The organism is Tellurirhabdus rosea (assembly GCF_026278345.1).
GTDB classification, from domain to species: domain Bacteria; phylum Bacteroidota; class Bacteroidia; order Cytophagales; family Spirosomataceae; genus Tellurirhabdus; species Tellurirhabdus rosea.
The window spans coordinates 1,821,827-1,839,788 of sequence record NZ_CP111085.1; the positions used below are offsets into that span (position 1 = coordinate 1,821,827).

Below are 17,962 nucleotides of genomic sequence, written 5' to 3' on the forward strand. Positions count from 1 at the left end.
GTCACCCAATCCACACCTTATATGCCTTCATTTCTACGCCCGCTGGCCGTGCTGATGCTCGCCTGGCTCTGCTTTTTTCCGCTTGATGTCTTGTGGGCCCAACGCGCCACCCGCCCCGAGAACACCGGCAACGTCATAAACGGCCGTATTCTGACCGAAACCGGCGAGGCTCTGCCCGGCGTTACCGTCGTGGTCAAAGGCACCACGCGGGGCACCCAGACCGACGCCAGCGGCAACTTTCAGCTGACCGCCCCGCCGGACGGGGCACTGACCGTCAGCTTTGTCGGCTACACCACCCGGGAAGTGCCGGTTGGGGCGCAGACGAACTTCACGCTGACACTGCAGGAAGATACCCGCGCCCTGAGTGAAGTGGTGGTGGTCGGTTACGGAGCGCAGCGGCGCTCGACGCTCACCGGGGCCGTTTCCGACGTGTCGGGCAATGAACTGATCCGGAGTCCGCAGCCGAACGTCACCAACTCGCTCGTCGGCCGCACGCCCGGCCTGATCGCCGTCAACCGCTCGGGCGAGCCGGGCAACGACGCGGCCCAGCTCTTTATCCGGGGACGCGGCACGCTCGGGGACGCCTCGCCGCTCATTGTCATCGACGGGGTCGCCAATCGCCTCGGCAGTTTTGACCGTATAGACCCCACCGAAATCGAAAGCATCAGCATTCTCAAGGACGCCTCCGCGGCCATCTACGGCTCGCAGGCGGCCAACGGCGTCGTGCTGATCACCACCAAACGGGGCAAAACGGGCAAACCGACCGTCAGTTACAGCTTCAATCAGGGACTGGCCACCCCGACCCGCATTCCCGACATGGCCGACGCGGCCACCTTCGCCACTATTCAGAACGAAATCCGGTACTATCAGAACCCCACAGCCCCGCAGTACGTCTACACGCCGGACGAAATCGAAAAATTCCGCAACGGCTCCGACCCGATCAGCTATCCGAACACGAACTGGCTGCGCACGATTCTGAAACCGGTCTCGCCCCAGCACCGGCATACGCTGGGTGTCAGCGGCGGCACCGAGTCGCTTCGCTACCTCATTTCGGTCGGCAATCTGTTTCAGGACGGGTTTTACCGGAACGGTACGGCCAACTACAACCAGTACAGCGTCCGGGCGAATCTGGACGCCAGCATCGGGAAGAACCTCCGCATCGGCCTCGACCTGAACGGGCGGCAGGAAGACCGCAACGCCCCCCGCGACAGTGCTTCGCGCATTTTCCGGTACGCACTCCGGGCCTACCCCACGCTCCCGGCTTATTATCCAAATGGCCTCGCAGGCCCCGGCACCGACCAGGGCCGGAACCCCGTTTTACAGGTCACCGACGCCCTGGGCCGCCTCCGCGACCGCCGCACCTTCCTCAACGCCACGCTCCGGCTGGCCGAACAACTGCCCTTTGTGCCCGGCCTGTCGGTCGACGGGTTTGTGGCCGTGGACAAGCAGTTTCGGTTCGACCGGCAATGGGACACGCCCTGGACGGTGTACCAGTACGACGCTACGACACGGCAATACCAGCCCATTCCGAGCGGGCCGCCCACGCCCGAGCTGTCGCAGCGGCAGTGGAACGAAACCCTGCTGACGCTGAACGCCCGGCTGGCTTACGAACGAACGCTGGGTCCGCACCGCTTCGCCGGATTCGTCGCCTACGAGCAAAGCACCTACCGCCGCGATTATTTCGACGCCTTCCGGACGGGTTTCCTCAGCGACCGCATCGACCAGTTGTTTGCGGGCGACGAAACGGGCATGCGCAACTTTGGAACGGCCTTTGAATCGGCGCGGCAGAACTACTTCGGGCGGGTGCAGTACCATTTTTCCGAACGCTACTTTGCCGAGTTTCAGGCGCGGTACGACGGTTCGCAGAACTTTCCGCGGGCCCGGCGTTTTGGCTTTTTCCCGGCGGCTTCGGTCGCCTGGCGCCTGTCCGAGGAGCCGTGGTTCAAAGGAAAACTGGGGTTTGTCAACAACCTGAAACTGCGCGCTTCTTACGGCCTGATGGGCAACGACCGCATTCCGCAGTTCCAGTATCTGGCAGCGTACGGCTACGACTATTACGTCCTGGGCGATGATCCGGCACTGGTCAAAGGGCTGCGGCCGACCGGCGTACCGAATCCGAACATTACCTGGGAAGTGGCCCGCACGGCCAATGTCGCGGTGGAAGGAGCTCTTTTCGGCGGAAAACTGGACTTTACGGTCGATTACTTCCATTCGCGCCGCAACAACATCCTGACCAAACGCAATCTGTCGGTGCCGGACTACACGGGCATTATTCTGCCCGACGAAAACATTGGCATCGTGGTCAACCGGGGCGTCGATTTGCAGTTGATGCACAGCCACACCTACGGCGGCATCAATCTCTCGGCCGGGGTCAATTTCACGTTTGCCCGCAACAAAGCCGTGTACCTCGACGAACCGACCGGCCTGCCCGACTACCAGCGGCAGGAAGGCCAACCCATCTGGGCACCCATCCGCGACCTGACGACCAACGGCCTGTTTTACAACGCCATCGGCATTTTCCGCGACCAGTCGGCCGTGGACGCTTACCCGCACGTGCTGGGGGCCGGGCCGGGTGATCTGCGCTACGAAGACGTGAACGGCGACGGGCAGATTACGCCGGAAGACCGCATCCGGCCGCGTTTCAGCAACATTCCGGAAATTGTGTACGGCGTCCCGCTCACGCTGAGCTACAAGGGCTTCGACTTTAATCTGCTCGTGCAGGGACAGGCCCGCGTGTCGCAATACCTGCTGCTGGAATCCGGCTCGACGGGTAATTTCTTCGCCGAGGATGCCGCCAACCGCTGGCGTCCCGATAACCCGGACGGCACGTTCCCGCGGGTGGCCGACAAAATGTACGACGGCGTCAACGGCGCGTATCCGAACACGTTCTGGCTGAAAAATGCGGCGTTTGTCCGGCTCAAAAACGTGGAGTTCGGCTACACGATTCCGCGCTCCCTGCTCGACCGGCTGAAGATCCAGAGCCTGCGCCTCTACGCCAGCGGCTTCAACCTCCTGACGCTCGACCGGCTCAAAACCATCGACCCGGAAGGGGGCAGCGCCCTCGGCTGGTTCTACCCCCAGCAGCGGATTTTCAATGTGGGACTGAATGTGAGATTGTGAACAAACGGGTTTATGGTTTATAGTTTAGGGTTAATGGTTGTAAATCAACACCTAAGCTCTTCGCCAAACTATAAACTATAGACCCTAAACCATAAACCAGTAATGAAAAAGACAACCCTCCTCCTCTTCCTCGCCCTCACCGGCTGCCAGGACGATTTTCTTGAGAAACAGCCGATTGACCAGTTTACCGATGAGGCCGTCTGGTCGGACCCGAAGCTTGTGGTGCCCTTCGTCAATTCGAAATACAACAGCATCGGCTGGGGCTTTGACGAAGTGCTGTGGGCCTCGCTTTCCGACGAAGCCATGTTCAAGCACGATTACGGCACCCATCTCGTCAACCGGGGCGAAGTAGGCCCGTCGAACCTCGGCATCACCAATTCGTGGACCAAAAATTACGGCTACATCCGCGACGTGAACCTGTTTTTCGAGCGCATTGACGACGTGCCGATGGATGAAGCGCTTAAAAAGCGGCTGATGGGCGAAATGAAGTTTATCCGGGCGTTTCGATACTTTGATCTGATCCGGAACTACGGCGAAGTCCCGCTGATTACGAAGACGTTCGGGCTAAACGACGACTTTACGCAGGTCCGCCGGGCACCGCTGGCCGAAGGCACCGCCTTTGTGGTCAAGGAAGCCGACGAAGCCGCGGCGCTGCTGCCGCTCGCCTACGAAGGCGCCGACGTCGGGCGGGCGACCCGCGGCGCGGCCCTGGCCCTGAAAGCCCGGATGCTGCTCTACGCCGCCAGCCCGCTTTACAGCCCGTCCCGCGACGCCGCCAAATGGCAGCAGGCCGCCGATGCCGCCAAAGCCGTTCTGGATTTGGGGCAATACCAGCTTTATCCCAACTATCAGGAGTTGTTCCTGACGCCGCACAATGCGGAGGTGATTTTCGAACGGGCGCGGGTCGCCGTGGGCGACGGCTGGGTGCATCTCGAACTGTCGAACGGTCCGAACGGCTACGGCGGCTGGGGCGGAAACATGCCGCTGCAAAATCTGGTGGATGCCTACCAGACCAGTACCGGCAAGAACATCACCGACCCGACTTCGGGCTATAATCCGCAGAATCCTTACCTGAACCGCGACCCCCGTTTCTACGCCACCATTCTGTACAACGGCGCGAAATACAAAGATCGGGCGGTCGAAACCTTTGTGCCCGGCGGCAAGGATTCGCAGGACGGGCCGGAAGAATGGAACACCAGCATCACGGGGTATTACCTGCGTAAGTTCATGAACGAGCGCAAACAACTGAAAGACTTCAGCAACGGCAGCACCACGCACTGGATTCATTTCCGGCTGGGCGAAGTGCTGCTCAACTATGCCGAGGCCCGCAATGAAGCCTCCGGACCCGACGCGACGGTTTACGACGCGGTCAACCAGATTCGGGCGCGGGTCAGCATGCCGACCCTTCCGGCCGGACTGTCGCAGGCCCAGATGCGGGAGGCCATCCGCCGCGAACGGCAGGTAGAACTGGCCTTTGAAGAACATCGTTATTACGACGTGCGCCGATGGCAGATCGCCGGACAGACCGAAAGCCAGCCCGCCCGCGGCATCATCGTCACCAAAAATCCGGACGGAACGCTGAAGCACGAGGTTACGACGGTACAGGAGCGCCGCTTCGCCGACCGTAACTACTGGCTGCCGATTCCGTTCAAGGAAACGCAGGCCAATCCGGCTCTGAAGCAGAATCCGGGCTGGTGAAATTAACCAGCCGGTTACAGCGCTGCTCAGGTTCCGGTCTAAAAGCCGCTTAACGCTCGTTTTGGGGCGGCTTTTAGACCGGAAAATAATTGTTTATCTCAACCTGAATCGCCATATTTGTTACAAAACCTTCCCCACTTCATGAATCGCCTGTCTGCCGATGACCTCATCTACGGCTACATCAACGGTATATTCCCGATGGCCGATTCCGACGGTACCCTGTACTGGTACTCGCCGGACCCCCGCGCGGTGATTCCGCTGGAGACCTATCGCCCTTCCCGTTCGCTTCGCCCCATCCTGAACAAAGGAACATTTGAAATTAGGCTGAATGCCAACTTTGAACAGGTGATGCGCTACTGTGCCGAACCCCGCTACAGCGGCGACAGCACCTGGATTTCAGACGAAATCATCGAGGCTTATGTTGAACTTCACCAGCTTGGGCTTGCACACAGCGTCGAGACGTATATAGATGGACGTTTAGTTGGCGGGCTGTACGGCGTGGCGCTCGGAGCGGCTTTTTTCGGCGAATCCATGTTCTATCTGGCCCCCAACGCTTCCAAAGTTGCCTTTCATTACCTCATCGAAATTCTCCGCAGACAGCACTTCGAATTGCTCGATACCCAGTTCATCAACGACAACGTCCGGCGTTTCGGCGCCCTCGAAATTCCCCGCACCGAATACATGAAGATCCTGAAACGGGTGATCCAGAAAAAAGCCCGCTTCTCCGAGCCCGTCCTCGAACACCTCTTCCGGAATCACGCGGAGTGAAATGAATGATTGAATGGTTGAATGACTGAATGACTGATTGCAAGATATTGGGTGGCGTTGCCGCAACTCGTTACTTCACCCAATCACTCATTCACCCAATCATTCATTCACTCAATCACTCATTCACTCAATCACTCATTCACTCAATTAAAATAAATCGCCGTACTTTTGTGGCCGCTACGCTTCATCTTCCTGAAAAGCGCGGGACTTGCCGTTCTGCGCTCCATCGCGGTAAATCCATTAATCTGTGTAATCCAAGTTCAGGATGATTGTCATTAAATTCGGTACGGCCTCCATTACCCATTCGGACGGTTCGCTCAACGAAACCGCCATGGCCGACATTGCCCGGCAGGTGGCGCAGTTGCATACCCGGTATCAGGTGATTCTGGTGTCGTCGGGGGCGGTGGGCGCGGGCCGGGGGCTTATCCAGGGCTACCGGGGCGAACTCGCCCAGCGCAAGGCCGCCGCCGCCGTCGGTAATCTGCTGCTGCTCAATATTTATTCGAAATACTTTTCCCAATACAACATTCCGGTGGCCCAGGCACTCTGCGAACGGCGGCATTTTGCCAACCGGACGCAGTTTCTGCAACTACAGGAAACAGTGCAGGAACTGTGGAAAAACGGCATTATTCCGATTGCGAACGAAAACGACGTGGTCAGCGACCGCGAACTGAAGTTTTCGGATAACGACGAACTGGCTACACTCATCGCCGTCGGCTTCGGAGCCACGCACCTCATGTTGTGCACCTCCGTCGGCGGGCTGCTCGACGCGTCTGGACAAATCATTCCGACTATTCCGCAGGTCGATGAGGCGGTTTTTGGCCTCGTTCGGACCGAAAAATCGGCGCTCGGACTCGGTGGCATGGCCTCCAAACTGACCTTTGCCAAACTGGCTACCCGCATGGGTATCCGCACGACCATTTTCGGACTCAACCAGCCCGACGGTATTATCCGGGCGCTCGACGGACAAACCGGCACCACTTTTCCGCCGCAGGAAAGCGCGCTTTCGGCCCGGCGACTTCCCGCCCGGCAGCGGTGGCTCGGCAGCGGCAGCCTGACGGCCGGTCGGCTCCGCATCGATGCCGGGGCCGTGGCCGCTCTCGAACGCCGGAGCAGTCTGCTCGCCGTGGGCGTCCGGGCCGTGGAAGGCGAGTTTGCTACGGGCGAAGTGGTCGAAATCTGCGACGAGAAAGGCCGGGCGGTGGCCGTGGCCCGGGCCCGTCTGTCCTCGGACGGCATCGACCAGCAGCGCGGCCTGCCCAACGTGGAAGTGGCCCACGCCAACGACATTGTGCTGCTGTAAGCGGTCCTTCCTGAAACTGTAAAGCGTTCCTTCTAAACCTCGATGACGACGACAATCTCCATAATGCCCCTCCTGCAGCAAACCCAGACCGCCTCGGCAGCGGTCCGGCGGCTGTCGGATCAGAAAAAAGCCGATCTGCTGCTCCGCCTGGCCGATCTGGTGAACGACCACGTAGCGCTGATTCTGGCCGAAAACCGAAAAGACCTCGACGCCATGCCGGACGGCGACCCGAAAAAAGACCGACTGCTGCTGAACGAAAGCCGCATCCGGGCGCTCGCCGACAGCCTACGCGACGTGGCCGCCCTGCCCGACCCGACCGGCGAGGTGCTGCTTCAGCGGACGATTGAACAGGGACTGCAACTCCGGAAAATTGCCGTTCCGCTGGGCGTGGTGGGTGTTATCTACGAATCCCGACCCAACGTGACGCTCGATGTGGCGGCCCTCTGCCTGCGGTCGGGCAATGCCTGCGTGCTGAAAGGCGGCAAGGAGGCACACTACTCCAACACGGCGCTGGTGAGCCTCATTCACCGGGCGCTGGGCGAAGCGGGCGTTCCAGAAGCGGCGGTTACGCTGCTGCCGCCTGACCGCGCGGTGGTAAACGAACTGCTGACGGCGACCCGCTACGTCGATATCATCATTCCCCGTGGCTCCGAAGGGCTCATTCAGTTTGTCCGGAAAAACTCGCTCGTGCCGACCATCGAGACCGGCGCGGGCGTCTGCCATACGTACGTGGAAGCCTCGGCCGACCTGCTGAAAGCCCGGAACATTGTAGTCAACGCCAAAGTATCGCGGCCTTCGGTCTGCAACGCCCTCGACTGCGTGCTGGTGGATGCCGCCGTGGCTCCGGCCTTTCTGCCGATGCTCAAAGACGATTTTACGAAGTGGAACGTGGAAGTCTTTGCCGACGAAACGGCCTTTTCGATCCTGCACGAAGCGGGGTATCCCCTGCTGCAACGGGCCCAGCCGGAAGATTTTGGCCGCGAATTTCTGGATTATAAATGCGCCGTTCGGGTCGTTTCCGGCCCCGACGAGGCGCTGGCGCACATTCAGCAGTATTCGTCGCGGCACTCGGAAGCCATTATTTCGCAGAACCCGTCCGTGATCGACCGTTTCCTGACCGAAGTGGACGCCGCGGCCGTTTACGCCAACGCCTCCACCCGCTTTACCGACGGCGGCTGCTTCGGCCTGGGCGCCGAAATCGGCATTTCGACCCAGAAGCTCCACGCCCGCGGCCCCTTCGCCCTCGAAAAACTGGTCACCGAAAAATGGGTCGTGGTGGGCGATGGGCAAACAAGGTAAGAAACTACAGTTAAGAGTTAAAAATTAAAAGTTAAAAGTAAGGCTCCGCTTAATCGGGTGTCCTGACCTGGCGGAGCCTTACTTTTAACTTTTAATTTTTAACTCTTAACTTTTTGGGGGGGTCCCAGTTCTTCGATTTCCGGGATGCCTTTGCGGTAGGAGCGGTAGTGGCGGTTTGCGATGAGCGCCGGGTAGGACTCGAAGGTGAGGTAGCGCAGGGGCCATTTGCGGAGCCAGAAAGCAGCCTGGAGCATGCCCTTAAACCAGCCGGGCGGCGTTTGGTAACCGAACGCTTCCCGCAGTTTGGGACTAATGAGGGCCGCAAACGATGGCTGCACCAGCGGACGCAGCGGGGCCGGAAACCAGTTCTCGACAATGCGGACGGTGGCATCGGCGATGCGGCGGTTGCTTTCGGTGTACCGGAAATGGTTCGCTTCGTAAGTATCCGTGAAGGCCCGGAGTTCGTCCACCGTGGCGGGAATATGCTGAATGTGCATCCGGCGGCCTACTTCCATCCAGAACAGAAACAGGGCCCGCTCTTCGGCGGCGGTCAGTTTGCGCCAGCCGTACCGGGCTATCCAGTCAATTGGGTAAAACACGAACGTCGAAAGGACCAGCAGGTAATCGTCGTTGGCAATCCGGTAATGGCCGTGGATGCGGTTCATTTGCTCGATGGCGCGGCGGCCGGGTTCGCTGTCCAGCCCTTCCTGCATGAACCACGAAATCAGCATACTCGTATCGTCGTAACGCTGCTGTCCGCGGCGCTCGAATTCGCCCGTGCGGGCGAGCAGGCCCGAAATGCGCGGACTCGCGTAGGTATGAAACAGGGCCAGTTCGAGCGCCCGCGTGATGTCGAAGGAAAATTCGTAACCGACCAGCAACTGAACCATGCGCTGGTAGTCCTTCTCCGGGTCCAGACGCCGTAATTCGTCCCGAACGGCCGGATTGCGGAACAGGCCCAGCTTTTTGGCGTAAACCGGAGGATAGGGAGCGGTGGCAAGCATGCGGCGTTGAATTTTGGAAATAAACGGAAATATAGAATAATTTGCCGGAACCGATCTGACCTTTACCCTGGAAAATCTTATGGAAGAACCTCTTGTCGATCAGGACTACCGGCTCCACAAATTCCCCGGTAAAGGCGGCTGGACATACGCCGAAATCCCGGAAATCCTGCCCGACCGGAAAGCGTGGTTCGGCTGGGTGAAAGTCCGGGGCAGCATCGACGGCTACGAACTGAAACAGTACCGGCTGATGCCGATGGGCAACGGGAAACTGTTTCTGCCCGTTAAAGCCGAAATCCGGAAGCGCATCGGGAAGAAAGAAGGCGATCTGGTCCGGGTAGTTCTGTTTAAAGACGATACACCCGACGAGATTCCGCAGGAACTCATCGACTGTCTGCAGGCCGAGCCGCCCGCCTACGACCATTTTCAGCGGCTTCCCAAAGGCGAACAGAAGGTCTACGTCGACTGGATTTATTCGGCCAAAAAAGACGAAACGCGCGTGGAGCGAATCGTGAAGATGATCGATAACGTCCTGAAAGGACAGAAGCTCTGGAAAACCAACAACTAACCTCTTTTGCCGATGGCCGGATTTTTTGATACCCTGGACGTTTTTACCGCTTACAACCGGCAGGAATGGCGCGACTGGCTGGCCGCCAACCATGCGTCGTCGCCCGGCATCTGGCTCGTCAGCTATAAAAAAGGCAGCGGCAAAGCCCGCGTTTCGTACGAGGAGGCTGTGGAGGAAGCCCTTTGTTTCGGCTGGATCGACAGCAAGCCCAACAAGCTCGACGACAACCGTTACAAACAGGCGTTCACGCCCCGCAAGCCCAAAAGCGTCTGGTCGAAGCTCAACAAAACGCGTATCGAACGGCTTATTGCCGACGGGCTCATGACCCCAGCGGGCCAGCGGTGCATCGACATTGCGAAGGAAAACGGCTCGTGGACGTCGCTGGACGCCATTGAAGAACTGATCATGCCCGCCGATCTGGCCGAAGCGCTGGCTGCCAACCCGACCGCCCGGCAGTATTTCGAGGCGTTCAGCAAGTCGGTCAAAAAAGGCATTTATTACTGGATTGCAAGCGCCCGGCGGCCCGAAACCCGGCAGAAGCGCGTGGAGGAGACCGTGCGGCTGGCGGCCGAAAACGTCAAAGCGAACCAATACCGGCCTTAGGAATCGGTCGGCATCAGCAGGTAGAGCGCCACCAGGCCGAGCGCCACACCTGTCCATTCGCGGGGGGTAATGGTTTCCCGGAAGATGAACAGACCCATCAGCAGGCTCAGGGCCATGACGCCGAAAGAGTGCATGACGCTGACCGTCACCAGTTTGTAGGAACGCATCATCAGAAACCAGCCGATGGCCGTGGCCCCGTAGACGACCGCTCCCGCGGCCAGCGGCTTCCAGCCCGAAAGGCCGTTTTGTAGAGAAGCTTTTTTAATGAGGTAATCAGCTACAAGAGATACAATTTCCAGAACGATCAACAACCAAACTCCATTTATCTTAAAAAGCATACTGCCAATTAGTTACGGTAGAACTTACAAATCTACAAACTAATTGGCAGAGCGGAAAATTTATGTTTTTAATTTTCCATTAAGATGTACCTCCACCGGCTGCCGAAACGCATCGAGGCGCTCGAACAACGCGCGGTTTTCGACCGACACCACGGCCAGCAGCGGCTGCGGCAAACTCAGGATGAGGGGTGCGATTTCCTCCAGTGGAATCCGCAGGCCGGGGTCGAACGAGGCTTCCTGCGCAATCAGGTTCCGGCAGTTCGACGAGCCACACCGGCAGGTAAACGTCTCGAAATGACCGTAGTAACAATAATAATCTTCGACAATCTCCTCGTCCTGGGCAATGTCCCGCAGGGCGATACTCAGGTTATCAAACTCCAGCAGTCCCGTCGAATTGGGTTCGCAGGAGTGGTTGACGTACTTACCTTCATCCCAGGGCACAATTACGCGGTTCAGGTAGTCGAGGTAGCAGTAGATATTGATTTTATTGCGCTGGAAATCCGACAGGGCTTCGTACTCAGCCAGCGGAATCCGGGCGTCCACCTCATCGATTATCCACAAAATTTCGCCCCGGCGGAACGGGCGTTTGGCAAAGAGGCCCAGTCCTTTGGGCGTGTCCTTCACGTAAGTATCCGGATGAATCATCGAAGCGATTGGCGTTGGCTGATTTTTCTATAATGTATACCGCAAACCGTTTGAACCGGCAAACAGTTGGCCGGAAAAGCAAAGATTCGAGCGTAGAGTCTTTTCCGTTTTCCCTCACCGGGACCGGTTTTCCAGCAGCCAGGCACCCGGCAAGCGCCGCCACTGCTCGATGCGGTCGGGCGGCGTGGGCGTCACGGACATGAAAAAGGAACCCAGCAGCAGGTCGGTATCGCCATCCCGGTCCACATCGGCCGCCGCCATCGTCAGCCAGCGGCCCCGGTCGGCGGCAGAAAAAGTACGGGGCCGGAAACGCAGCTTCCCGGCGTTCTCCAGAAACACGAAGCTTTCGCCCGGCTTCCGGCCAAAATCCGGAAAATAGGCAATGGCCGCCACATCCACGTCGCCGTCGCCGTCAAAGTCGCGGGCCAGCGCCTGGGTCGCGCCATGAAGCGGATAAAACCAGCCCGGACGGAACCGAAACTGGCCGTCGTTCAGAAAAATCCGGACGCCATGGTAGGGTTTCAGCGTGTGGGAATAGTCCGCATTGTCGCCGTTGGTGTACACCAGGTCTTCGTCACCATCGCCGTCCATATCGGCCAGTTCGAGGTAACTGGACCCATATACGGACGGAAAACGCAGCAGCGTCCGGCGGGCAAAGGTGCCGTTCTTCTGATTGACAAAAACCACCACTTGCTCATCGCCCTGCGCCAGCAGCGCCACCACATCGGGCCAGCCGTCCTGGTTCACGTCGCGGATGTGGGTGATTCGTGCGCCCGGATTGCCGTCCAGCACATGTTGCCGAAAGCCGTTCGCCGTGGCTTCGTGCCAGGTCAGCAGGCCAGTCCGGTAGCCGAACTGGCTGATTACCATATCTTCGCGGCCGTCCCGGTTCAGGTCGGCATAGGCCGCATGCACCGGTCGGTGAAGACCCGTCAGCGGCCCGAGCGTGCCGGTGGAGTCGTCGTTCGGGTCCATCTTGCCCATCGTCAGCACCTGAAGCGGGGCATTTGGCCGTGGGTAAAGCCCCGCCACGGCGCTCGTCTGCCGGGACGAATCCGTTTTCTGAAACTGCCGGTTGAAGACGCTCACCTTTCCCGACCGCGTCCCGACCAGCATCGTTTGCTGCACGGAGTCAAAGCCGAAAGCCGTCACTAATGGCTCCACGCCCGGCAGGGCTCTCGGCTGAAAAAGGGTCAGATCATCCGTAACGGGTATTTTCCGGGTCTGGGCGGGTAATTCGTCGGGCGCGTTTTCGAGGTAATAGCGGACCAGTTTCAGCCAGTCGTCGCGGTGCAGAACGGGCCCGGCCGGATACACGCCCAGTTTGACGCCTTCCTGATAATCCCGGAACTCCGCTTCCTGTTTATACAAATCCAGCGTGTCGGACCGAAAGCCCAGCCGCAGGCCCATCACCGGCAGCACGCCTTCGGCCCACGATTTTTTCGGCAGCAGCGAAGGCGACGGCAACTGGTGGCAGTTTCCGCAGTGCGTTCTGGCCAGTTCGGAACCGGACAGACCTGAGGGTTCGCTGGCGGAATTTGAGGACGAGCAGCCGGCCAGAATGGCGGCAAAGAGTAGGAAGTAAACGGCAAGCGGTTTATACTGGAAGAAAATCATCCGGCGCGGCGGGCTGAATTGGGTTTATCTTCCGAAGATACAGTTTTTCCGCCAGCAAAACGCGTCCGGGGCGTCGGGCCGCCGAACGCAGAAGCACTCAGCGGGCCCGGCACATTACGCTAACCTGTTACACCGTTCATGAATTGTTTTCTCGGCGCCGACCTCGGCACGACCAACGTAAAAATTCTGGCCATGACCCCCGACGGCACCGTGGTGGCCCACGACTCGGAGTCGGTCGATACCCTTCAGCCCAAACCCGGCTGCAGCGAACAGTCACCCGTGGCCGTTCGGGCGGCGTTCTACCAAGTGCTTCGGTCGGTTTGTGAGCAGCTCGCCGCGAAGGGCCTGCGCCCCGACGTGATGACGTTCAGTACGGCCATGCACAGCCTGCTGGCGGTGGATGCGGCGGGCAAGCCCCTGACGAACGCCATTCTCTGGTCGGACAACCGGGCCGAGAAGCAGGTCGATCGGCTGAAAAAAGACTCGCCCGATTTCGTGTCCAAACTGTACCGGCAGACCACGATTCCGCTTCATCCGATGACGCCGTTCAGCAAATTGTTGTGGTTTGCCGACAATCCCCGCCGCATCCCGGCCCGCACGGACCGCTGGATTTCGCTGAAAGAGTATATCTGGCACAGCCTGACGGGCCGCTACCAGATCGATTTTTCGATGGCGGGCGCTACCGGCCTGTTCGACACGCGCCGCAAACGCTGGTACGCCCCGGCGCTCGACCGCGCCGGAATTCGCCCCGATCAGCTCTCCGAACCCGTCCCGACGACGTTTACGGTGGAATACGACGGTCGGGTGGGCGAACTTCCTGGCTTTCCGGCAGGGGTACGGCTGGTGGCGGGGGCTTCGGACGGCTGTCTGGCCAATCTGGGGGCCGCCGCGATCGAACCGGGCGTGACCACGCTGACCATCGGGACCAGCGGCGCCATCCGCCGAACGGTCGATAAACCGATGGCCGACCCGGAGCAGCGCCTTTTCTGCTACATTCTGGACGACGATGCCGACCATCCACGCTACATCGTGGGAGGCCCGACCAACAACGGCGGGAATGTCCTTCAATGGTTGACCGAAAACCTGACTTTACAAGACACGGAGGAAACTCTGAAGCAGGCCGCTTCCGTCCCGGCCGGTTCGGACGGCCTGCTGTTTCTGCCGTACCTGCAGGGCGAACGGGCGCCGCTCTGGAATGCCCACGCCCGGGGCGCGTACCTGAATGTGGCCTGGCACCACACGCAGGCGCATTTCATCCGGGCGGCGCTGGAAGGGGTGCTTTTTAATCTGTTAACGATTGAAAACCTGCTGGCCCGACGAACCGGCCCCACCCGAATCATCCACGCCAACGGCGGCTTTGCCAATTCGGACCTCTGGGTGCAGATGCTGGCCGATATTTCGGGCGTACCGGTCCGGCTCAACGACAGCAACGAAAGCGGCTCCACCGGGGCGATTCTGCTGGGCATGAAAGCGACCGGCCTGGTACCCACGCTGCAGGAGGCGAGCCGACTGGTTGGTTTCGGACGAACCTTTGAGCCGGACCCGGCCTGCCATGCCGTTTATCGGCAGGCGTTTCAGCGGTTTGCCGCCCACTGTAACGCGGAGTGGTACTCCGCGTAGAACCGATGGTTCTAATAATTTACCAGGTATTTCTTTTAAGCTTAGGTTGCGCGGAGTGATACTCCGCGTTACGGGTGCAGAACCGCGTAATCCAGAATTCTACCGGGTATTTCGTCAACCTTCGGCGGCGCGGAGTATCACTCCGCGTTACATAAAGCTGAAATCGTTACTTTTGCGCCACTTTCCTTTGTATTAACGAAAGCTCCTTATGCTACGAACCCATACCTGCGGTGAACTCCGCATGGAACACACCGGCACCGAAGTTACGCTTTGCGGCTGGGTGCAGCGCATTCGCGACAAAGGCGGTATGATCTGGATCGACCTCCGCGACCGCTATGGCCTGACACAACTCATTCTGGACGAAAGCAAAACCGCCCCCGAACTGCTTCAGACGGCCCGCACCCTGGGTCGTGAATTTGTCGTAAAAGCGACCGGCGAGGTCATCGAACGGGTTGCCAAAAACCCGAACCTGCCGACAGGCGATATCGAGATCCGGCTGACGGGCCTGGAGGTCCTGAACCCCGCCAAACTGCCGCCGTTCCTGATTGAAGACGAAACCGACGGAGGCGACGACCTCCGCATGAAATACCGCTACCTCGACCTGCGCCGGGGCAGCGTCCGCCGGAACCTCGAACTGCGGCACCGCATGGCCCAGCAGACGCGGATTTACATGGACGGACAGGACTTTATCGAAGTCGAAACGCCGGTGCTCATCAAATCCACGCCCGAAGGGGCCCGCGATTTTGTGGTGCCGAGCCGTATGAACCCAGGTGAGTTTTACGCCCTGCCGCAGTCGCCGCAGACCTTCAAGCAGCTGCTGATGGTGTCGGGCTTCGACCGGTACTACCAGATTGTGAAGTGCTTCCGGGACGAAGACCTGCGCGCCGACCGGCAGCCGGAGTTCACCCAGATCGACTGCGAAATGTCGTTCATCGAGCAGGAAGACATTCTTCAGATGTTCGAAGGGCTGATCCGGCACCTGTTCAAAAATGTGAAAGGCATCGACCTGCCCGAGGTGCCGCGGATGACCTACGCCGACGCCATGCAGTTTTACGGCTCCGACAAACCCGACACCCGCTTCGGAATGCCGTTTGTGGAACTGAAGGGTGCCTTCGACACGGTGGACCTGACGTCCGGCAAGGCCTTCCCGGTCTTCGACGCGGCGGAACTCGTCGTGGGCATCAACGCCAAAGGCTGCGCCGGGTATACCCGCAAGCAGCTCGACGAACTGACCGAATGGGTCAAACGCCCGCAGATCGGCGCGAAGGGGCTGGTGTACGTTCGTTACAACCCGGACGGCACGCTCAAATCGTCGGTCGACAAGTTCTATTCGGAAGAAGACCTGAAAGGCTGGGTGGCTCAGTTCAACACCAGCGGCGAACCCTGCGAACCGGGCGACCTGCTGCTCATCATGGCGGGCGAAACCGCGAAGGCCCGCAAGCAGCTGAACGAACTGCGTCTGGAAATGGGCACCCGCCTCGGCCTGCGCGACCCGAATAAGTTCAGCGCCCTGTGGGTCCTCGACTTCCCGCTGCTCGAATGGGGCGAGGAAGACGGCAAGCCCGAAACGGGCCGGTGGTTTGCGATGCACCACCCGTTCACGTCGCCCAAACCGGAGGACATTCCGCTGCTGGAAACGGACCCGGGTTCGGTGCGCGCCAACGCCTACGACATGGTCATCAACGGCACGGAAGTCGGCGGCGGCTCCATCCGGATCTTCCAGAAGGAACTTCAGTCGATGATGTTTGGCAAGCTGGGCTTTACGCCGGAGGAGGCCAAAGCGCAGTTCGGCTTCCTGCTCGACGCTTTCGAGTTCGGCGCGCCCCCGCATGGCGGCATTGCGTTCGGCTTCGACCGGCTGTGCTCGATCTTCGGCGGGGCCGATTCGATCCGTGACTTCATCGCATTCCCGAAAAATAACTCGGGCCGCGACGTGATGATCGACTCGCCTTCCACCATCGCCCAGGCGCAGCTGGATGAGTTGAAAATTGCGGTTAAATAAAGACGCCTTCCCCCTGCTTTCCGGTGGCCGGTGCTTTGGCATCGGCCACTTTTCTTTGTAAGTTAGTCCCTAAAAAGTAGCTTATATCTCTTCCCATGCGAGGCAGCCAACTTGACTTATACCTGAGTTACGGCTATTTCCGAATGCACCAGAATATATTTACGTGCCGGATTGTCTGCTTCGACGAGGCGTTTTATTCCGTACACTGGCTCCGGATTGTGCTGGCAGATGTTGTCTACGGAAAAAAACAGCAGCAGGTCCTGAAGGCCAACAGCCGTTTTTCGGTCCGGGTCCAGCCTTTTGTGCTTACCGACGAGATGGAGGAGTTGTACGCGCGCTACCGGGCTTCGGTCAATTTTGACGCCCCGCTTTCCGTCGAGTCCTGGCTTTACGACGGCGACCGGTACACGACCTTCGATACGCAACTGGTGGAGGTCCGCGACGGAACCCGACTCATTGCCGGGGGCATCTTCGACTGCGGCTACGACAGCATTGCGGGCATTATGAACTTCTACGACCCGGATTACCGGAAATTCAGTCTCGGAAAATACCTGATGCTCCAGAAGATCGAGTACGCCCGCCAGCAGCAGAAAGCCTACTATTACCCCGGCTACCTGATTCACCGATACCCCAAATTTGACTATAAACTATTCGCCTGCGAAGCCGCGACCGAAGTCTTCGACGAAGCCACCAACCAATGGCTCCCCTTCGACTGGGCGATCGTGGAAATGCACTCGGAAGGAATTTTGAATGATTGAATTTTGAATGATTGATAGGCGGTCCGCCGCAGTGGCTGCTTAGCGGAGCTAATCAATCATTCAAAATTCAATCATTCAACCTTCCTAAAAAAGCTTCTCATTCGGTGGCTTGACGCCTCGCATGCGGATGTAGACGGTTGCCTGGCCGCGGTGGTGCGTCTGGTGTTCGAAGGCTTTGGCGAAGGCCAGTTCTTTGGTCATGTCGCGGCCAAAAATCTTGACGCTTTCGCCCATCTGGCTGTCGTTCATGCCTTTCAGGGCGTCCATGGCGAAATCGTAGCTCTCCATCACTACTTTGGTCAGGCCCGCCTTCGTTTTCATTTCGTCCATCTTTTCCAGATTCTTGCCCTGGTACGGGTTAGCCTTTCCGCTGGCGGCGGCGGAGAAGTTGAAGTTGGCGTTGGCCAGGTGAAGCATCTGCTCGGCGAAACTGCGAACTTCGGGTGTCGGTTTGTAGCCGTAACCGTCCTCCGGCATGGCGTCGAGGTACTCCTTGGTGTAGTCCTTTGCCCGCTGCCAGTCGGCCAGCATCTGGGCCAGCGTGCCGGGGGCGTGCAACTGGAAGCTGCTCAGCGAAAACAGGCAGGTTACCAGCAAAAGGTAGAGTGGTTTTTTCATGGTT

15 protein-coding genes are annotated in these 17,962 nt (G+C 59.1%); 10 read left to right on the plus strand and 5 right to left on the minus strand.

The window, feature by feature from the left end:
- The first annotated feature begins 21 nt into the window (after nucleotides 1–21).
- The 5 genes from ORG26_RS07615 to ORG26_RS07635 all read left to right on the plus strand — a co-directional run bounded on the left by ORG26_RS07615 (nucleotide 22) and on the right by ORG26_RS07635 (nucleotide 8,188).
- Nucleotides 22–3,120: a SusC/RagA family TonB-linked outer membrane protein gene (locus tag ORG26_RS07615; RefSeq protein WP_266368163.1), complete on the plus strand. Its 3,099-nt coding sequence runs from the start codon at nucleotides 22–24 to the stop codon at nucleotides 3,118–3,120.
- 102 nt (nucleotides 3,121–3,222) lie between these two features.
- Entirely contained in the window at nucleotides 3,223–4,818 is a 1,596-nt protein-coding gene (locus tag ORG26_RS07620; protein ID WP_266368164.1) for a RagB/SusD family nutrient uptake outer membrane protein, read from the plus strand.
- Nucleotides 4,819–4,959: 141 nt separating this feature from the next.
- Complete coding sequence (gene aat / locus ORG26_RS07625; RefSeq protein WP_266368166.1) at nucleotides 4,960–5,586, plus strand: leucyl/phenylalanyl-tRNA--protein transferase; 627 nt, start codon at nucleotides 4,960–4,962, stop codon at nucleotides 5,584–5,586.
- Between the two features lie 265 nt (nucleotides 5,587–5,851).
- Nucleotides 5,852–6,889, plus strand: a complete 1,038-nt coding sequence (gene proB / locus ORG26_RS07630; RefSeq protein WP_266368168.1) for a glutamate 5-kinase — start codon at nucleotides 5,852–5,854, stop codon at nucleotides 6,887–6,889.
- Between the two features lie 42 nt (nucleotides 6,890–6,931).
- A complete protein-coding gene (locus ORG26_RS07635; protein WP_266368170.1) occupies nucleotides 6,932–8,188 on the plus strand; it encodes a glutamate-5-semialdehyde dehydrogenase in 1,257 nt (418 codons plus the stop codon).
- A gap of 98 nt (nucleotides 8,189–8,286) precedes the next feature.
- Here the strand turns inward: ORG26_RS07635 and ORG26_RS07640 are convergent, their stop codons facing one another.
- Nucleotides 8,287–9,192 (minus strand): oxygenase MpaB family protein, encoded by a 906-nt coding sequence (locus tag ORG26_RS07640; protein WP_266368171.1) that lies wholly within the window; start codon nucleotides 9,190–9,192, stop codon nucleotides 8,287–8,289.
- A 79-nt stretch (nucleotides 9,193–9,271) separates the two neighbouring features.
- Here ORG26_RS07640 and ORG26_RS07645 point away from each other — a divergent pair, with 79 nt between their 5' ends.
- Together ORG26_RS07645 and ORG26_RS07650 are read left to right on the plus strand one after the other, a co-directional pair.
- Nucleotides 9,272–9,757 (plus strand): YdeI/OmpD-associated family protein, encoded by a 486-nt coding sequence (locus ORG26_RS07645; protein WP_266368173.1) that lies wholly within the window; start codon nucleotides 9,272–9,274, stop codon nucleotides 9,755–9,757.
- A 12-nt stretch (nucleotides 9,758–9,769) separates the two neighbouring features.
- A complete protein-coding gene (locus ORG26_RS07650; RefSeq protein WP_266368175.1) occupies nucleotides 9,770–10,360 on the plus strand; it encodes a YdeI/OmpD-associated family protein in 591 nt (196 codons plus the stop codon).
- On the opposite strand, the gene ORG26_RS07655 is transcribed toward ORG26_RS07650, so the two are convergent.
- The 3 genes from ORG26_RS07655 to ORG26_RS07665 form a co-directional block, all read right to left on the minus strand.
- Nucleotides 10,357–10,698: a hypothetical protein gene (locus ORG26_RS07655; RefSeq protein WP_266368176.1), complete on the minus strand. Its 342-nt coding sequence runs from the start codon at nucleotides 10,696–10,698 to the stop codon at nucleotides 10,357–10,359. The genes ORG26_RS07650 and ORG26_RS07655 overlap by 4 nt on opposite strands.
- 60 nt (nucleotides 10,699–10,758) lie before the next feature.
- Nucleotides 10,759–11,343 (minus strand): SET domain-containing protein, encoded by a 585-nt coding sequence (locus ORG26_RS07660; RefSeq protein ID WP_266368178.1) that lies wholly within the window; start codon nucleotides 11,341–11,343, stop codon nucleotides 10,759–10,761.
- Nucleotides 11,344–11,457: 114 nt separating this feature from the next.
- On the minus strand, nucleotides 11,458–12,960 hold the full coding sequence (locus tag ORG26_RS07665) for an FG-GAP repeat domain-containing protein (RefSeq protein ID WP_266368180.1): 1,503 nt from the start codon (nucleotides 12,958–12,960) through the stop codon (nucleotides 11,458–11,460).
- A gap of 138 nt (nucleotides 12,961–13,098) precedes the next feature.
- On the opposite strand from ORG26_RS07665, the gene ORG26_RS07670 reads away from it, so the two are divergent.
- The 3 genes from ORG26_RS07670 to ORG26_RS07680 all read left to right on the plus strand — a co-directional run bounded on the left by ORG26_RS07670 (nucleotide 13,099) and on the right by ORG26_RS07680 (nucleotide 17,340).
- Nucleotides 13,099–14,580: a gluconokinase gene (locus ORG26_RS07670; RefSeq protein WP_266368181.1), complete on the plus strand. Its 1,482-nt coding sequence runs from the start codon at nucleotides 13,099–13,101 to the stop codon at nucleotides 14,578–14,580.
- A 208-nt stretch (nucleotides 14,581–14,788) separates the two neighbouring features.
- A complete protein-coding gene (aspS, locus tag ORG26_RS07675; RefSeq protein ID WP_266368182.1) occupies nucleotides 14,789–16,582 on the plus strand; it encodes an aspartate--tRNA ligase in 1,794 nt (597 codons plus the stop codon).
- Between the two features lie 95 nt (nucleotides 16,583–16,677).
- Nucleotides 16,678–17,340, plus strand: a complete 663-nt coding sequence (locus ORG26_RS07680) for a GNAT family N-acetyltransferase (protein ID WP_266368183.1) — start codon at nucleotides 16,678–16,680, stop codon at nucleotides 17,338–17,340.
- Between the two features lie 84 nt (nucleotides 17,341–17,424).
- On the opposite strand, the gene ORG26_RS07685 is transcribed toward ORG26_RS07680, so the two are convergent.
- Nucleotides 17,425–17,958 carry a DinB family protein gene (locus tag ORG26_RS07685; RefSeq protein WP_266368184.1) on the minus strand — a complete coding sequence of 178 codons (534 nt, stop codon included), beginning with the start codon at nucleotides 17,956–17,958 and terminating at the stop codon, nucleotides 17,425–17,427.
- Nucleotides 17,959–17,962: the final 4 nt, after the last annotated feature.

Coding starts and splice junctions, on each gene's coding strand:
- ORG26_RS07620 (WP_266368164.1), top strand. CDS start 3,223: ATGAAAAAGACAACCCTCCTCCTCTTCCTCGCCCTCACCGGCTGCCAG.
- ORG26_RS07615 (WP_266368163.1), top strand. CDS start 22: ATGCCTTCATTTCTACGCCCGCTGGCCGTGCTGATGCTCGCCTGGCTC.
- aat (WP_266368166.1), top strand. CDS start 4,960: ATGAATCGCCTGTCTGCCGATGACCTCATCTACGGCTACATCAACGGT.
- ORG26_RS07660 (WP_266368178.1), bottom strand. CDS start 11,343: ATGATTCATCCGGATACTTACGTGAAGGACACGCCCAAAGGACTGGGC.
- ORG26_RS07635 (WP_266368170.1), top strand. CDS start 6,932: ATGACGACGACAATCTCCATAATGCCCCTCCTGCAGCAAACCCAGACC.
- ORG26_RS07665 (WP_266368180.1), bottom strand. CDS start 12,960: ATGATTTTCTTCCAGTATAAACCGCTTGCCGTTTACTTCCTACTCTTT.
- ORG26_RS07685 (WP_266368184.1), bottom strand. CDS start 17,958: ATGAAAAAACCACTCTACCTTTTGCTGGTAACCTGCCTGTTTTCGCTG.
- ORG26_RS07680 (WP_266368183.1), top strand. CDS start 16,678: ATGCGAGGCAGCCAACTTGACTTATACCTGAGTTACGGCTATTTCCGA.
- ORG26_RS07650 (WP_266368175.1), top strand. CDS start 9,770: ATGGCCGGATTTTTTGATACCCTGGACGTTTTTACCGCTTACAACCGG.
- ORG26_RS07670 (WP_266368181.1), top strand. CDS start 13,099: ATGAATTGTTTTCTCGGCGCCGACCTCGGCACGACCAACGTAAAAATT.
- ORG26_RS07655 (WP_266368176.1), bottom strand. CDS start 10,698: ATGCTTTTTAAGATAAATGGAGTTTGGTTGTTGATCGTTCTGGAAATT.
- proB (WP_266368168.1), top strand. CDS start 5,852: ATGATTGTCATTAAATTCGGTACGGCCTCCATTACCCATTCGGACGGT.
- aspS (WP_266368182.1), top strand. CDS start 14,789: ATGCTACGAACCCATACCTGCGGTGAACTCCGCATGGAACACACCGGC.
- ORG26_RS07640 (WP_266368171.1), bottom strand. CDS start 9,192: ATGCTTGCCACCGCTCCCTATCCTCCGGTTTACGCCAAAAAGCTGGGC.
- ORG26_RS07645 (WP_266368173.1), top strand. CDS start 9,272: ATGGAAGAACCTCTTGTCGATCAGGACTACCGGCTCCACAAATTCCCC.